The sequence below is a fragment of the Kineosporiaceae bacterium SCSIO 59966 genome, assembly GCA_020881835.1.
GTDB lineage: Bacteria > Actinomycetota > Actinomycetes > Actinomycetales > SCSIO-59966 > SCSIO-59966.
On record CP052876.1, the window covers coordinates 933,473 to 949,165 of the forward strand.

Consider the following 15,693-nt stretch of genomic DNA (forward strand, 5'->3'; position numbering starts at 1 on the left):
ACCATGGGCCGGTCATGCCTGAACCGCTGCCCCTCGTCGGACGCCGACCCGCGGCCGGCGAGCTGACCTTCACCGCACCGCGCCGCGGCAAGCCGCCGCGGCACCTCGCCGACCTGTCCCCGGCCGAGCGAGCCGACGTCGCCGCCGAGCTGGGGGAGCGGCCGTTCCGGGCCCGCCAGCTCGCCGTGCACTACTTCGAGCACCTCACCCGTGACCCGGCCCGGATGACCGACCTGCCGGCCGCGGGCCGGGAGCGGCTCGTCGGCACCCTGCTGCCCGAGCTGCTCACCCCGGTGCGGGTCCTGACCGCCGACGCCGGGGCGACGGTCAAGACGCTGTGGCGGCTGCACGACGGGGCCCTCGTCGAGAGCGTGCTGATGCGCTACCGGGACCGGGTGACCCTGTGCGTGTCGAGCCAGGCCGGCTGCGGGATGAACTGCCCGTTCTGCGCCACCGGGCAGGCCGGGCTGACCCGCAACCTGTCCGCCGCCGAGATCGTCGAGCAGGTCGTCGCGGCCGCCCGGTCGCTGCGGGACGGCGAGGTCGCCGGCGGCGCGGTGGCCGCGCCGCTGCGGGTGAGCAACGTCGTGTTCATGGGCATGGGCGAGGCGCTGGCCAACTACCGGGCCGCGATGACCGCCGTCCGGGCGATGACGGCGCCGCCTCCGGACGGGCTGGGCATCTCCGCGCGCGGCGTCACGGTGTCCACCGTGGGCCTCGTCCCGGCCATCGACCGGCTGGCCGGCGAGGGCGTCCCGGTGACGCTGGCGCTGTCCCTGCACGCCCCGGACGACGAGCTGCGCGACGAGCTGGTGCCGGTCAACACCCGCTGGCGGGTCGGGCAGGCCCTGGACGCCGCCCGCCGGTACTTCGAGGCGACCGGACGGCGGGTCAGCATCGAGTACGCACTCATCCGCGACGTCAACGACCAGGCCTGGCGGGCCGACCTGCTCGCCGACGAGCTGCTGGCCCGTGGCCGCGGCTGGGTGCACGTCAACCCGATCCCGCTCAACCCGACGCCCGGCTCCCGGTGGACCGCCAGCGACCCGCAGGTCGAGGCGGAGTTCGTCCGCCGGCTGCGGCGCCGCGGCATCCCCACCACCGTGCGCGACACCCGGGGCAGCGACATCGACGGCGCCTGCGGTCAGCTGGCAGCCGCCCCGGTCCCTGGCCTGGCACGATGAGCGCCGTGCCGAGCAGCGTCTCCCGCAGCAGCTTCTCCCGCACCGGCCGGTGGGCCCGCGGGTACCACGTCGAGCAGGTCGACGAGTTCTTCGACCGTGCCCGGGTCGCCTACGAGCACGCCGAGGCCGGTGCCGCCGTGACGTCCGCGGACGTGCGGCGGGTGGGCTTCGACCTGGTCCGTGGCGGCTACGACGTCGGGCAGGTGGACGCCGCCCTGGACCGGCTGGAGGACGCGTTCGCCCGCCGGGAGCAGGAGGGCCTGCGGGCGCGGGTCGGTGCGCAGGCCGCCCTGGAGAACCTCACCACCCGGGCGCGCACCCTGCGCGGGCGGCTGCTGCGTCCCGACGGGGACCGGTTCGAGCGGGCCACCGGGTTCGCCCCGGCGTACGACCCGGACGACGTCGACGAGCTGTGCCACCGGGTGCTCGGCTACCTCGACCACGGCGACCCGATGTCCGTCGACGAGGTGCGCCGCGCGGTCTTCCGGACCCGGCGCGGCTCGCGCGGCTACCGGGAGGAGCAGGTGGACGCCTTCCTCGACCGGGTGGTGGAGGTCATGGTCGCGGTCGAGTGAGCACCGGCGGGCCGGGGTGCGCGGCGTCACCGAGCGCGGCGAGCACCCCGTCGGTGTCGGAGGCGTCGTCGAGCAGGTGGACGCGTGCGGCCATCGGCCGCCCGGCGGCCAGCGCGCCGAGCAGGTCCCACGCAGGCAGGCGGCGCGTCCAGTGCTCGCGGCCGAGCAGGACCAGGGGAACCCCGCCGCCGGGGGAGTAGTACCCCGGGGTGGCCGCCTGGAACAGCTCCTGGAGCGTCCCGGCCGCGCCGGGCAGGTAGACGATGCCCGCGGTGACCGTGACGAGCAGGACGTCCTCCCGCAGGGCGTTGGAGAAGTACTTGGCCACCAGGCCCGGGAACACGTTCGGTGGCTCGTGCCCGTAGAACCACGTCGGGATCCCGATGCTCGCCGGGGAGTGCGGTGCGGGGTGGTCCGCCAGCACGTCGAGGCCCGCTCTGGCCCACGCGGCGACGTCCGGCGCGAAGTCCGGGACGGTTCCGAGGTGGTCGAGCGCGTCCTGCAGGGCCGCGTCGTCCGCACCGGCCAGCCGGGCACCGAGGTTGGCGGCCTCCATCGCCCCAGGGCCGCCGCCGGTGAGCACGAGGTGGCCGGCGCGGGAGAGCGCCCGGGCCAGGTGAGCCGCCTCGGCGTACTGCGGGGTACCCCGGCGCAGCGCGTGGCCGCCCATCACGCCGACCACGCTGCGCCCGGCCAGCACCTCCACGAGCGCGTCGGACACCGCGTCGTCGTGGACGGCCCGGACCATCGTGGCCAGGACGTCGTGGCGCGTCGTGGCGTCCCGCGACCACGCGTAGCAGCGGGCGTCAAGGGTGTGCTCGTAGCCGTCCTGCAGACCGGCGTACAGCTCCTCGGCCGTGTACAGCCGGTTGCGGTACGGGTCGACCGGGCACTGCGGCAGCGCCGGGAAGACGAGCGCCCCGCCGCGGCGCAGGTGCTCCTCGAGCCGCTCCCCGACCCGGCCGCCGAGCACGACGGCGCCGCGCGGGTCGGCCGCCAGCAGCTCCTCCTCCACCTCGGTGAGATCGAGGCCCTGCAGGCGCATCCCGTCCATCGGGGTCCCGGCGGCGAGCAGGGCGCGCAGGGTCTGGACGCTCTCGATCTCCATGCCGGCATCCTGCCTGGTGGCAGCACCCAGCGCCCTCGCGTGCTCACGGTCCCCTCGAAGCGGCCACCGACGCAGGGGTGGCCAAGCGCCGACGAGGTGGCCAGGATGCGGGTATGAGCACAGGCGCGTACGAGCAGGCGTACCGGCGGTCCCTGCAGGACCCTGAAGGCTTCTGGGGCGAGGCCGCCGCCGGCGTGGACTGGATCCGCAGGCCCACCAGGGTGCTGGACGACGACAACCCGCCCTTCTACCGATGGTTCTCCGACGGCGTCCTCAACACCTGCTACAACGCGCTCGACCGGCACGTGGTCAACGGTCGCGGCGACCAGCCCGCACTCGTCCACGACTCCCCGGTGACCGGGACGAAGCGCGTCCTCACCTACGCCGAGCTGCTCGAGCTCGTCGCCCGCTTCGCCGGCGTGCTGCGGGACCTCGGCGTCGTCGCCGGGGACCGGGTCGTCATCTACATGCCGATGGTGCCCGAGGCGGTCGTCGCGATGCTCGCCTGCGCCCGGATCTGCGCCGTGCACAGCGTGGTGTTCGGCGGCTTCGCCCCGAGCGAGCTGGCCGCCCGCATCGACGACGCCCGGCCCCGGGTCGTCGTGTCCGCCTCGTGCGGCATCGAGCCGAGCCGCGTGGTGGAGTACAAGCCGATGCTCGACGCGGCCATCGAGCGCAGCGGGCACAAGCCGGAGCGGGTCGTCGTCCTGCAGCGGCCGCAGGCCGAGGCCGCCATGGGTGAGCGCGACCTCGACTGGGCCGAGCTCATGCGCCCGGGTGTCGTCGAGCCCGCCGAGTGCGTGCCGGTCGCCGCGACGGACCCGCTCTACGTGCTGTACACCTCCGGGACCACCGGCCGGCCGAAGGGGATCGTCCGGGACAACGGCGGCCACGCCGTGGCGCTGCACTGGTCGATGCGCAACGTCTTCGGTGTCGAGCCCGGTGAGACCTGGTGGACGGCGAGCGACGTCGGGTGGGTCGTCGGCCACTCCTACATCGTGTACGCCCCGCTGCTGGCCGGGTGCACCACCGTGCTGTACGAGGGCAAGCCGGTCGGCACCCCCGACTCCGGCGCGTTCTGGCGGGTGGCCGCCGAGCACGGGGCCGTCGCGCTGTTCACGGCGCCGACGGCGATCCGGGCGATCAAGAAGGACGACCCGGAGGGCACACGGATCGCCGAGCACGACCTGTCCCGGCTGCGGACCCTGTTCCTCGCCGGCGAGCGGCTCGACCCCGACACCTACCACTGGGCGGCCGACCGGCTCGGCGTCCCGGTCATCGACAACTGGTGGCAGACCGAGACCGGCTGGCCGATCTGCGCGAACCTTCGCGGACTGGAGCCGATGCCGGTCAAGCCCGGTTCCCCGACGGTGCCGGTACCGGGCTACGACGTGCAGGTGCTGGGGGAGAACGGCGAGCCCCTGCCGCCCGGCACCGAGGGCGCCATCTGCATCCGCCTGCCGCTGCCACCGGGCACCCTGCCGACGCTGTGGGGCGACGACGAGCGGTACGTCGCGTCGTACCTGTCGGCGTTCCCCGGCTACTACCTCACCGGTGACGGCGGCTACAAGGACGAGGACGGCTACGTGTTCGTCATGGGGCGCACTGACGACGTCATCAACGTCGCCGGGCACCGGCTGTCCACCGGGTCCATGGAGGCCGCGATCGCCGGGCACCCCGCGGTCGCCGAGTGCGCGGTGATCGGCGTCCACGACGAGATGAAGGGCCAGGTGCCCCGGGGGCTGGTCGTGCTCAAGGGCGGGCAGGAGTACACCGACGCGGACGTCGAGCGGATCACCCGCGAGTGCGTCCAGCGGGTGCGCGACGAGGTGGGCGCGGTCGCGGCGCTGCGGCAGGTCGACGTCGTGCCGGCGCTGCCGAAGACCCGCTCGGGCAAGATCCTGCGCAAGACGATGCGGGAGATCGCCGACGGCCGGACGCCCGCGGTGCCCTCGACGATCGAGGACCCCGCCGTCCTCGACGCGCTGGCGTCGACGCTGCGGCGCTGACGCGGGGAGCCGCCGGCCGGGCTCGGTGGCTGGTGGGTTCGGTGACTGGCTGGGCTCAGTGACCGGTGAGGGCGGCCAGCGGCCGGGCCAGTACGGACGGCCGGCCGGTCACCCGCTCCTCGGCGTCCGCCCAGGACGCCAGCCGCAGCCCCGCGTTCACCCCCAGCCACCGCAGCGGCTCGGGCTCCCACCGCCGGGTCGGGTGCTGCACCCAGGGCAGCGCGGTGAGCTCGCTGTCCCGGCCCAGGACGAGGTCGGCCAGCGTGCGGCCGGCGAGGAAGGACGTCGTCACGCCGTCCCCGACGTACCCGCCGGCGGTGCCGACGCCGGTGCCGGGGTCGAACCGGACGGCGGGGTGCCAGTCGCGGGGGATGCCGAGCGGCCCGCCCCAGGCGTGGGTGAACCGGGCGCCGGCCAGCACCGGGAACATCGTGCGGGCCGTGCGGCGCAGGGCCGTGAACACGCGCTCGTCGTGGTCGTGCTCCGGGGCGATGCGGGACCCGAGGTGGTACGGCGCGCCCCGGCCGCCCAGGACCAGCCGGTCGTCCGCCGTCCGCTGCCCGTAGAGGACGACGTGCCGGTGCTCCCCGAGCGTCTCCCGCCCGGCCAGCCCGACCTGCTCCCAGGTCGCCGCGTCCAGCGGCTCGGTCGCCACCAGGAGCGAGTACACCGGGACGACGTCCCGGCGGCGGCCCGGCAGCCCGGCCGTCCAGGCCTCGGTCGCGACCACGACCGCCTCGGCCGTCACCGTGCCCCGGTCGGTCCGCACCCGCCGCGGGGCGACGTCCAGGGCCCGGGTGCGCTCGAGCACCGTCCCGCCGCGCGCCTCCACGGCGGCGGCGAGGCCGGTGACCAGGCGGGCCGGCTGGATCCGCGCACAGTCCGGCGTCCAGGTGCCACCGAGCGCCCCGCGGACCCGGACGCGGCGGGTGACCTCGTCGGCGTCGAGCAGGTGCACCTCGTCCCCGCCGGCTGCCGCCGCCTCGGCCTCGGCGCGGGCCCGCGCGAGCTGGGCGGGCCCGCGGGCGACGGTGACCGTGCCGCCCCGGACGTAGTCGCACTCGATGCCCTCGGCCGCGGTCACCTCGCCGAGGTCGCGCACGGCGGTGCGCATCGCCCGGCGCACGGCGAGCGCCGCGTCCCGGCCGTGGCGGCGCACCAGCGCCGCCGTCGAGACCGGGAACAGCGCCGACGCCCACCCGCCGTTGCGACCGCTGGCACCGAACCCGACGTGCTCCGCCTCGAGGACGAGGACGCGCAGCGACGGGTCGAGGACCAGCAGCCGGTGCGCCGTCCACAACCCGGTGAACCCCGCCCCGACGACGCACACGTCGGCGTCGGTGTCGCCGTCCAGCGGGTCGCGTCTCGGCTGCGGCCCGACCTGGTCGAACCACAGCCCGGGCGCGGCCAGGCTCACAGCCGCTCCCAGGCCTCCGTGAGGACGCCGCGCAGGATCTGCTCCATCGTGTCGAACTCGGCCTGACCGCTGATCAGCGGCGGGGCCAGCTGGACCACCGGGTCCCCGCGGTCGTCGGCGCGGCAGTACAGGCCCGCCTCGAACAGGGCCCGGGACAGGAAGCCGCGCAGCAGCCGCTCGGACTCCTCCTCGTCGAAGGTCTCCCGGGTCGTCTTGTCCTTGACCAGCTCGATCCCGTAGAAGAAGCCCTCGCCCCGCACGTCCCCGACGATCGGCAGGTCGAGCAGCTTCTCCAGCGTCGCCCGGAACGCGGGGGCGTTGCGCCGGACGTGCTCGTTGAGGCCCTCGCGCTCGAAGATGTCGAGGTTCGCCATCGCCACCGCCGCGGACACCGGGTGGCCACCGAAGGTGTACCCGTGGGAGAACGTCGTCTGCCCGTGCCGGAACGGCTCGAAGAGCCGGTCGGAGGCGATCATCGCGCCGATGGGCGAGTAGCCGGACGTCATCCCCTTCGCGCAGGTGATGATGTCGGGGGTGAAGCCGAAGTCGACGCAGGCGAACATCGAGCCGATCCGGCCGAACGCCGTGATCACCTCGTCGGACACGAGCAGCACGTCGTACTCGTCGCAGATCTCCCGGACCCGCTCGAAGTACCCGGGCGGCGGGGGGAAGCAGCCGCCGGAGTTCTGCACCGGCTCGAGGAAGACGGCGGCGACCGTGTCCGGGCCCTCGAACAGGATCGCCTCCTCGATCCGGTCGGCAGCCCAGCGGCCGAACGCCTTGGGGTCCTCCCGCAGGTGCTCAGGCGCGCGGTAGAGGTTGGTGTTCGGCACCTTGAACGCGCCGGGCACGAGCGGCTCGAAGGCCTCCTTCGCCGCGGGGATGCCGGTGATGGACAGCGCCCCCTGCGGGGTGCCGTGGTAGGCCACCGCGCGGCTGATCACCTTGTGCTTCGTCGGCTTGCCGACGAGCTTCCAGTACTGCTTGGCGAGCTTCCACGCGGACTCGACCGCCTCGCCGCCGCCGGTGGTGAAGAACACCCGGTTGAGGTCCCCGGGGGCGTAGTGGGCCAGCCGCTCGGCGAGGTCGATGGCCTGCGGGTGGGCGTAGGACCACAGCGGGAAGAACGCCAGCTCCCGCGCCTGGCGGGCCGCGGCGTCCGCGAGCTCGGCGCGGCCGTGCCCGACCTGGACGACGAACAGCCCGGACAGCCCGTCGAGGTACCGCTGGCCGGCGGCGTCCCAGACGTGGACGCCCTCGCCGCGGACGAGGATCGGCACCTCCGCCCCCTGCTCGTAGGGGGAGTGCCGGGTGAAGTGCATCCACAGGTGGTCTCGGGCCGCGTGGCTGCGATGAGTTCCCCGCGGGGTGTCGGTGGGCTGGTGGTGGGCGGCCGCGAAGTCGGCCGGTGTCGTGGTCATCGGGTACCCCAGTTGTAGAGCTGCTTGCGCAGCCGCAGGTAGACGAACGTCTCGGTGCTGTCCACGCCCTCGAGCCGCCGGATCCGGTCCCCGACGAGTCCCAGGAGGTGGTCGTCGTCCTCGCAGACGACCTCGGCGAGCAGGTCGAACGAGCCGGCGGTGATGACGACGTAGTCGACCTCCGGCATGTCGGCGAGCTCGTCGGCGACCCGCTCGAGCGGCCCGGAGCACCGCACGCCGACCATGGCCTGGCGGGCGAAGCCGACCTGGACCGGATCGGTCACGGCGACGATCTGCACGACGCCGTCGCCCAGGAGCTTCTGCACCCGTTGCCGGACGGCCGCCTCGGACAGCCCGACCGCCTTGCCGATGGTGGCGTACGGCCGGCGGCCGTCCTCCTGCAGCTGCTCGATGATCTGCTTGGAGACGTCGTCGAGGTGGTTCGGCCGGCCTCGGGTGCTCACCGGGCCGATGGTGGCCCGGTCCGGCGAGGAAATCAAGTGAATCCGCGCCGGGAGGGGCCTTCGGCAACCGATTCGTGCTTCGCGGGTTCGTAGTTCTACCGGATCTGGCCGTCACCGCGTTATCGTCACCGCGGGCGCCCCGTCCGTCGGTGGCGCTCCCGGACCGCACCCCGCCCGTGCAGCCCCGTCAGCAGCTGCCCGTAAGGAGAGCCACTGTGACCTCGCCGGACGTCCCCGCCCCCCGCCGCCTGCGCCACGTCGTCGACGGCGAGCTCGTCGACCCGCTGGGTGACCGGACCACCCCGGTCGTGGACCCCTCGACGGGTCAGGTCGTCGCCGAGTCGCCGGTGGGCACCGAGGAGGACGTCGACCGGGCCTACCGGGCCGCTGCCCGGGCGTTCGAGCAGTGGCGGGACACCACCCCGTCGGAGCGCCAGCTGGCCCTGCTGCGCCTGGCCGACACGATCGAGGCCCACGCCGACGAGCTCGTGGAGATGGAGGGCCGCAACACCGGCAAGCCGAACGCGCTGACCGCCAGCGAGGAGATCCCGCCGATGGTGGACCAGCTCCGGTTCTTCGCCGGTGCCGCGCGCCTGCTCGAGGGCAGGTCCGCGGGGGAGTACATGCGCGGGCACACGTCCTGGATCCGGCGGGAGCCGGTCGGCGTCGTCGGCCAGGTCGCGCCGTGGAACTACCCGATGATGATGGCGGTCTGGAAGATCGGCCCCGCCCTGGCAGCCGGCAACACCGTGGTGCTCAAGCCCAGCGACACCACGCCGGAGACCACCTTGCGCATCGCCGAGCTCGCGGCCGAGTTCCTGCCGCCGGGCGTGCTCAACGTGATCACCGGCGACCGGGACACCGGCCGGGCGCTCGTCGCGCACCCGACACCCCAGCTCGTGGCGATCACCGGGTCGGTCCGGGCCGGCATGGAGGTGGCCGGCGCGGCCGCCCGCGACGTCAAGCGGGTCCACCTGGAGCTCGGCGGCAAGGCCCCGGTCCTGGTGTTCGACGACGCCGACGTGGCCGCTGCCGCCGAGGGCATCGCCGCGGCCGGCTACTTCAACGCCGGGCAGGACTGCACCGCCGCCACCCGCGTCCTGGCCGGCCCGCGGGTGCACGACGACGTCGTGGCCGCGCTGACCGAGCAGGCCCGCCGGGTCAGGGTCGGGCGGCCCCAGGACGCCGAGGCGGACATGGGTGCCGTCAACAACGCCGACCAGCTGCGGCACGTCACCGGCTTCCTCGAGCGGCTCCCGGACCACGCCCGGATCCAGGCCGGCGGGCACCGGATGGAGGGCATGGGCGGTGGGTTCTTCGTCGAGCCGACGGTGGTGGACAACCTGCGCCAGGACGACGAGATCGTCCAGCGGGAGGTCTTCGGCCCCGTCATCACCGTCCAGCGGTTCGACGACGAGGAGCAGGCGGTGCGCTGGGCCAACGGCGTCGAGTACGGCCTCGCCTCCAGCGTGTGGACGACGGACGTCGGACGGGCGCTGCGGGTCAGTCGCCGGCTCGACTTCGGCACGGTGTGGATCAACACCCACATCCCGCTGGTGGCCGAGATGCCGCACGGCGGCTTCAAGCACTCCGGGTACGGCAAGGACCTGTCGGTGTACGCGCTCGAGGACTACACCCGCATCAAGCACGTGATGGCTGCCATCGAGTAAACCCAGGTCACGATTTCGTTGCGAGTCCTCGCAGACGCGACGGAAAGCGTCGCGACACTCTTGTTCCGCACGCGTGTCGGTGTCAGGATTCCGCGCACCACGTCCACCACACCCACTACGCCCATCACGTCCACGGCCAGTACGGCCACCACGGCCACCGTGCCGGTGGGCGCCGCCCGAGTCGTCGAGGAGGAACGGTGACCGACCGTCGGCACGACGTCATCGACCCGGCCACCGGCGAGGTCGTCGACTCCCTGCCGCTGGCAGGTGCCGCCGAGGTCGACGCCGCGGTCGCCCGGGCCCGCCGGGCCGCGCCCGAGTGGGCAGCCGCCACCCCGGCCGAGCGCTCGGCGGCGCTGCACGCGCTGGCACGCCGGCTGGCGCAGACCGCCGAGGACCTGGCCGGCACCGAGACACGGCAGACCGGCAAGGCGATCCGGCTGTCCCGCGAGTTCGACGTCCCCGGCACCGTCGACAACGCCGCGTTCTTCGCCGGTGCCGCCCGCGTGCTCGAGGGGAAGGCCGCCGGGGAGTACTCACCGGACCACACCTCCTACGTGCGCCGCGAGGCGGTCGGCGTGGTCGGCTCGGTAGCGCCGTGGAACTACCCCCTGCAGATGGCGGGCTGGAAGATCCTGCCGGCCGTCGCGGCCGGCAACACGATCGTGCTCAAGCCGAGCGAGCTCACCCCGTTGACCTCGCTCATGGTCGAGCAGGCGTGCCGGGACGCCGGGATGCCCGACGGCGTCGTGTCCGTCGTCGTCGGGACCGGGCCGGAGGCGGGGGAGGCCCTCGTCGGGCACCCGGACGTCGACATGGTGTCGTTCACGGGGTCCACCGCCGTGGGCCGGCGGGTGATGTCGGTCGCGGCCCGGCGGGCGGCCCGCGTGCACCTGGAGCTCGGCGGCAAGGCGCCGTTCGTCGTCCTCGACGACGCCGACCTGCAGGCGGCCGCCCACGGCGCCGTGGCCGGTGCCCTGATCAACGCAGGTCAGGACTGCACGGCCGCCACCCGCGCGATCGTGCCCCGAGCGGTGCACGACGAGTTCGTCGCCGCGGTCGCGGACCTCTTCGCCGGCGTCCGGGTCGGCGACCCCACCGACCCGGCCACCGACATGGGCTCGCTGGTGTCCCGCCGGCAGCAGCAGCGGGTGCACGGCTTCGTCGAGCGGGCCCGCGCGGACGGCGCCACGGTGCTCACCGGCGGGCGCCTGCCCGGTGGTGAGCTGGCGCGGGGCGCCTTCTACGAGCCGACGCTGGTCACCGGGGCCGCACGGGACTCCGAGATCGCCCGTGAGGAGGTGTTCGGGCCGGTCCTCGTCGTGCTGGCCCACGACGGGGACGACGACGCGCTCGAGGTCGCCAACGACACCGAGTACGGCCTGGCGGCGTCGGTGTGGACCCGGGACGTCGTGCGGGCCCAGCGCTTCACCCGTGGCATCCGTGCCGGTGTCGTCTGGGTCAACGACCACATCCCGATCATCAGCGAGATGCCGCACGGGGGCTACAAGTCCTCCGGCTTCGGCAAGGACATGAGCTCGTACTCCCTGGAGGAGTACACGAACGTCAAGCACGTCATGACCGACCTGACCGGCGCCGCGCGCAAGGCGTGGCACCGCACGGTCTTCACCGCCCGAGAGGACCTCCGATGACTCCACCCGTCCGCCGGCCCCGCCGGCCCCGCCGTCCGCTCACCGCCGGCGACCTCGCCGCCGTCCCGCCGCACGTCCGCCCCCTCGTCGCGGCCCAGCTGACCCGCCGCGGGGTGCTGCGCGGTGCCGGGGTGCTGGGCGTCGGAGGACTGCTCGCCGCCTGCGGCACGGGCTCCGGGACCGAGGGCACCTCCACCGCGGGGACCCTCACCCCCGCTCAGGACCGTTCCGACACCGAGAAGGTCGTCAACTGGGCCAACTGGACCCTCTACCTGGACCAGAGCGAGGACGGGCAGAGCTACCCCACCCTCGAGGCGTTCACCGAGCAGACCGGCATCGAGGTGACCTACAGCGAGGACATCGACGGCAACGACAGCTACTACGGCAAGATCCAGGGCCAGCTCGCCAACGGCCAGGACATCGGCCAGGACATCGTCACGTTCACCGACTGGATGGCCGCGCGGATGATCCGCCAGGGGTACACCCAGGAGCTCGACGAGGCGAACGTCCCGAACAAGAAGAACATCCTGCCCAACCTCGCCGACGTCGACTTCGACCCCGGCCGGCGGCACTCCCTCACCTGGCAGTCCGGCTTCGCCGGTCTGGCGTGGAACACCGAGAAGGTCCCCGAGATGCGCAGCGTCGAGGACCTGTGGCGGCCCGAGCTCAGGGGCCGGGTCGAGGTGCTCGACGAGATGCGGGACACGATGGGGCTGATCATGATGTCCCAGGGCGTCGACATCTCCGGTGACTGGGGCGAGGACGAGTTCGCCGCCGCCCTCGCCGTCCTGGAGGAGCAGATCGCCAGCGGCCAGATCCGCCAGGTGCGCGGCAACTCCTACAAGGAGGACCTCATCTCCGAGGACGCGCTGGCCGTCATCGGCTGGTCCGGGGACATCACCCAGATCAACTTCGAGAACGGCGACAAGTGGGCCTTCGCCCTCCCGGAGTCCGGCGGGACGCTGTGGAGCGACAACCTGCTCGTGCCGATCGGCAGCCCGCACAAGAAGAACGCCGAGACGCTGATGAACTACTACTACGACCCCGAGGTCGCCGCCCAGGTGGCCGCGTGGGTGAACTACATCAGCCCGGTCCAGGGGGCTCGGGAGGCGATGGAGGCGATCGACCCCGAGCTCGTCGACGACCCGCTGATCTTCCCCACCGACGAGTACCTGCAGAACGTCCAGGTGTTCCGCTCCCTGGAGCCGGCCGAGGAGCAGCAGTTCAACGCCGACTTCCAGGCGGTGATCGGCAACTGATGGCGGGCCCCGCCGGCGCCGAGGGTGGCGCCGACCTCGAGCTGGACCGGGTGACGAAGGCCTTCGGGACCTTCACCGCGGTCGACGACCTGTCCCTGACCGTGCCCGCCGGGTCGTTCTTCGCCCTGCTCGGACCCTCCGGGTGCGGCAAGACGACGACGCTGCGGATGGTCGCCGGCCTCGAGCAGCCGACGTCCGGGGCGCTGCGGATCGGCGGACGGGACATCACCGCCGCCAAGCCCCACAAGCGACCGGTCAACACCGTCTTCCAGAACTACGCGCTGTTCCCGCACCTCGACGTTCTCGACAACGTCGCGTTCGGGCTGCGGCGCCGTGGGGTGAAGGACGCGCAGCAGCAGGCGGAGTCCGCGCTCGACCTCGTCGAGCTGCGCCACCTCGCCCGGCGCCGGCCGGCGCAGCTCTCCGGCGGTCAGCAGCAGCGGGTGGCGCTTGCCCGGGCGATCGTCAACCGGCCGTCGGTGCTGCTGCTCGACGAGCCGCTCGGCGCCCTGGACCTGAAGCTGCGGCGCCAGATGCAGGTCGAGCTCAAGCGGATCCAGACCGAGGTCGGCCTCACCTTCGTGCACGTCACCCACGACCAGGAGGAGGCCATGACGATGGCCGACACGGTCGCGGTGATGAACGCGGGCCGGATCGAGCAGATGGGCGCGCCGGCCGAGCTGTACGAGCTGCCCCGCACCGTGTTCGTGGCCAACTTCCTCGGCCAGTCCAACCTCGTCCCGGGCACCGTGGCGGGGCGCCGCGGGGACGCGCTGGAGGTCGAGCTGCTGGGCCGCCGGGCCCTCGTGCCGACCGCGCGGTCCGTCGTCCACGACGGCCGGGTGCTCGTCGGCGTCCGGCCCGAGAAGGTGCACCTCGTCACCGAGGCCGAGGAGGTGCCCACGGACGTCAACGTCCTGGGACCCGGCCGGGTCGTCGACGTCTCCTTCGCCGGGGTCAGCACCCAGTTCCTCGTCGACGTGCCGGGGGCGGGGCGGCTCACCGTGTTCACGCAGAACCTCGAGGTGTCGCCGACCGCCCGCGTCGGCGACACGGTGCACCTGGCCTGGGCCCCGCAGCACGGCTTCGGCCTGGGCGGTGACGAGAACACCCACGCCGGGCTCGAGGAGCTGGAGGCCGAGCTGCGTCCCAGCGGGGTGGGCTGATGGCCCTCGCCGGTGCGCTGCACACACCCGGCGCCGGGGCGGAGGTGTCCCCGCAGCGCCCGGGCCGGCGCGTGCCCTACCTGCTGCTGCTCCCCGGGACCCTGTGGCTGCTCGTCTTCTTCGCGCTGCCGATCGTCGTGCTGTTCAGCACCTCGCTCATGGTCCCGGTGCCCGGCGGCGAGATCGGCGAGTACGCACCGGGGCTGCGGTTCGCCAACTACACCGAGGCCCTGGCCCAGTACTGGCCGCAGTTCCTGCGGTCCTTCGGCTACGGGTTGACCGCCACCGTCCTGGCGCTGGCGATCGGGTACCCGCTGGCGTACGTGATCGCCGTCCGGGCCCGGGGCCGTCCGCTGCTGCAGCAGGTGATGCTGCTCATGGTCATCGCGCCGTTCTTCGTGAGCTTCATCCTGCGCACCCTGGCCTGGCGGCAGATCCTCGCCGACGAGAGCCTGGTCGTGACGACCCTCAAGGCCGTCTCGCTGCTGCCGGACGACGCCCGCCTCACCGCGACGCCGGTCGCCGTGATCGCCGGCCTGACCTACAACTTCCTGCCGTTCATGACGCTGCCGATCTACGCCAGCCTCGAGCGACTGGACCTGCGTCTCATCGAGGCCGGCCAGGACCTGTACGCCAGCGCCGTCGGGACGTTCCGGCGGGTGACGCTGCCGCTGTCCATGCCCGGTGTGGTGGCCGGCACCCTGCTGACGTTCATCCCGGCGACCGGCGACTACGTCAACGCGGCCCTGCTCGGCACCTCCCGGACGGCGATGATCGGCAACGTCATCGACTCCCGGTTCTTCCGGGTCGTCGACTACCCGACCGCCGCGGCCCTGTCGTTCATGCTGATGGGGACGATCGTCGTCCTCGTCGCGCTCTACGTCCGCCGGGCCGGGACGGAGGACCTGGTATGACCGCGGGCGAGGTCGCCGCCGGCGGGGTCGCCGCGGCCCGGGTCGAGCCACCCGTGCGGCGTCGCCGCCGGTTCGCGCTGGGGGACTACCTGCTGCCCGCGTTCGCGGCGCTCGCGTTCGTCTACCTGTTCGTCCCGATCGCCTACACGTTCGTCTTCTCCTTCAACGACTCCGGCAAGAGCAACCTCGTCTGGCAGGGCTTCACCCTGGACAACTGGGCCAACCCGTGCGGGGCGCCGGGGGTGTGCGGCGCGGTCGTCAACAGCATCCAGATCGGGCTGATCGCCACCGTGGCCGCGACGGCGATGGGCACCCTGATCGCCGTCGCCCTCGTGCGCTACCGGTTCCGGTTCCGGTCCACGATGAACCTGCTGATCTTCCTGCCGATGGCCACCCCGGAGGTCGTGCTCGGTGCGTCGCTGCTCGCGCAGTTCCTCAACTTCCGGGTGAACCCGGGGTTCTGGACCATCGTCATCGCCCACACGATGTTCTGCATCAGCTTCGTCGTCGTCACGGTCAAGGCACGAGTGGCGAGCCTCGACCCGCGGCTCGAGGAGGCCGCGGCCGACCTCTACGCCTCGCCGGTGCAGGCGTTCTGGCGGGTCACCTTCCCGCTGCTGCTGCCGGGGATCGCCGCAGCGGCGATGCTCGCGTTCGCCCTCAGCTTCGACGACTTCATCATCACGAACTTCAACTCCGGCAACACCGACACGTTCCCCAAGTTCGTCTACGTCTCGGCCACCCGCGGCATCCCGGCCCAGGCCAACGTCATCGGGTCGGCGATGTTCCTCCTGGCCCTGGGGGTCGTCGTCCTCGGCCGGGTGCTCAGCAGGAGGCGACGGGCCGCGTGAGAC

At 73.2% G+C, this 15,693-nt stretch carries 13 protein-coding genes; 9 read left to right on the plus strand and 4 right to left on the minus strand.

Going from position 1 to position 15,693, the window contains the following annotated elements; genetic code table 11:
• Positions 1-14 precede the first annotated feature (14 nt).
• A complete protein-coding gene (rlmN, locus tag HJG43_04485) occupies positions 15-1,184 on the plus strand; it encodes a 23S rRNA (adenine(2503)-C(2))-methyltransferase RlmN (GenBank protein ID UER53934.1) in 1,170 nt (389 codons plus the stop codon).
• Positions 1,181-1,759, plus strand: coding sequence for a DivIVA domain-containing protein (locus tag HJG43_04490; protein ID UER53935.1), 579 nt, complete (start codon positions 1,181-1,183; stop codon positions 1,757-1,759). Before rlmN ends, HJG43_04490 begins: the two co-directional genes overlap by 4 nt.
• Here HJG43_04490 and HJG43_04495 read toward each other — a convergent pair.
• A complete protein-coding gene (locus HJG43_04495) occupies positions 1,740-2,867 on the minus strand; it encodes a Rossmann fold nucleotide-binding protein (GenBank protein ID UER53936.1) in 1,128 nt (375 codons plus the stop codon). The two genes, HJG43_04490 and HJG43_04495, sit on opposite strands and share 20 nt — an antisense overlap.
• A 113-nt stretch (positions 2,868-2,980) precedes the next feature.
• On the opposite strand from HJG43_04495, the gene HJG43_04500 reads away from it, so the two are divergent.
• Positions 2,981-4,876, plus strand: a complete 1,896-nt coding sequence (locus HJG43_04500; protein ID UER53937.1) for a propionyl-CoA synthetase — start codon at positions 2,981-2,983, stop codon at positions 4,874-4,876.
• Between the two features lie 55 nt (positions 4,877-4,931).
• Here the strand turns inward: HJG43_04500 and HJG43_04505 are convergent, their stop codons facing one another.
• From HJG43_04505 to HJG43_04515, 3 genes are read right to left on the minus strand one after another with little or no spacing between them, the layout of a single operon-like run.
• The gene (locus HJG43_04505; GenBank protein UER55703.1) at positions 4,932-6,305 is read right to left on the minus strand and encodes an FAD-dependent oxidoreductase; all 1,374 of its coding nucleotides are present in this window, start codon (positions 6,303-6,305) and stop codon (positions 4,932-4,934) included.
• Complete coding sequence (locus HJG43_04510) at positions 6,290-7,714, minus strand: aspartate aminotransferase family protein (GenBank protein UER53938.1); 1,425 nt, start codon at positions 7,712-7,714, stop codon at positions 6,290-6,292. Before HJG43_04510 ends, HJG43_04505 begins: the two co-directional genes overlap by 16 nt.
• On the minus strand, positions 7,711-8,211 hold the full coding sequence (locus tag HJG43_04515) for an Lrp/AsnC family transcriptional regulator (GenBank protein UER55704.1): 501 nt from the start codon (positions 8,209-8,211) through the stop codon (positions 7,711-7,713). The genes HJG43_04510 and HJG43_04515 overlap by 4 nt, the downstream gene beginning before the upstream one ends.
• Before the next feature lie 182 nt (positions 8,212-8,393).
• Between HJG43_04515 and HJG43_04520 the strand changes: the two genes are divergently transcribed.
• From HJG43_04520 to HJG43_04545, 6 genes are all read left to right on the plus strand, one after another.
• The gene (locus HJG43_04520; GenBank protein ID UER53939.1) at positions 8,394-9,848 is read left to right on the plus strand and encodes a gamma-aminobutyraldehyde dehydrogenase; all 1,455 of its coding nucleotides are present in this window, start codon (positions 8,394-8,396) and stop codon (positions 9,846-9,848) included.
• 197 nt (positions 9,849-10,045) lie between these two features.
• A complete protein-coding gene (locus HJG43_04525; GenBank protein ID UER53940.1) occupies positions 10,046-11,500 on the plus strand; it encodes an aminobutyraldehyde dehydrogenase in 1,455 nt (484 codons plus the stop codon).
• Positions 11,497-12,759: a spermidine/putrescine ABC transporter substrate-binding protein gene (locus tag HJG43_04530; GenBank protein ID UER53941.1), complete on the plus strand. Its 1,263-nt coding sequence runs from the start codon at positions 11,497-11,499 to the stop codon at positions 12,757-12,759. The genes HJG43_04525 and HJG43_04530 overlap by 4 nt, the downstream gene beginning before the upstream one ends.
• On the plus strand, positions 12,759-13,925 hold the full coding sequence (locus HJG43_04535; GenBank protein ID UER53942.1) for an ABC transporter ATP-binding protein: 1,167 nt from the start codon (positions 12,759-12,761) through the stop codon (positions 13,923-13,925). The genes HJG43_04530 and HJG43_04535 overlap by 1 nt, the downstream gene beginning before the upstream one ends.
• Positions 13,925-14,839, plus strand: coding sequence for an ABC transporter permease (locus HJG43_04540; protein UER53943.1), 915 nt, complete (start codon positions 13,925-13,927; stop codon positions 14,837-14,839). Before HJG43_04535 ends, HJG43_04540 begins: the two co-directional genes overlap by 1 nt.
• Positions 14,836-15,690 (plus strand): ABC transporter permease, encoded by an 855-nt coding sequence (locus tag HJG43_04545; GenBank protein ID UER53944.1) that lies wholly within the window; start codon positions 14,836-14,838, stop codon positions 15,688-15,690. Before HJG43_04540 ends, HJG43_04545 begins: the two co-directional genes overlap by 4 nt.
• Positions 15,691-15,693: the final 3 nt, after the last annotated feature.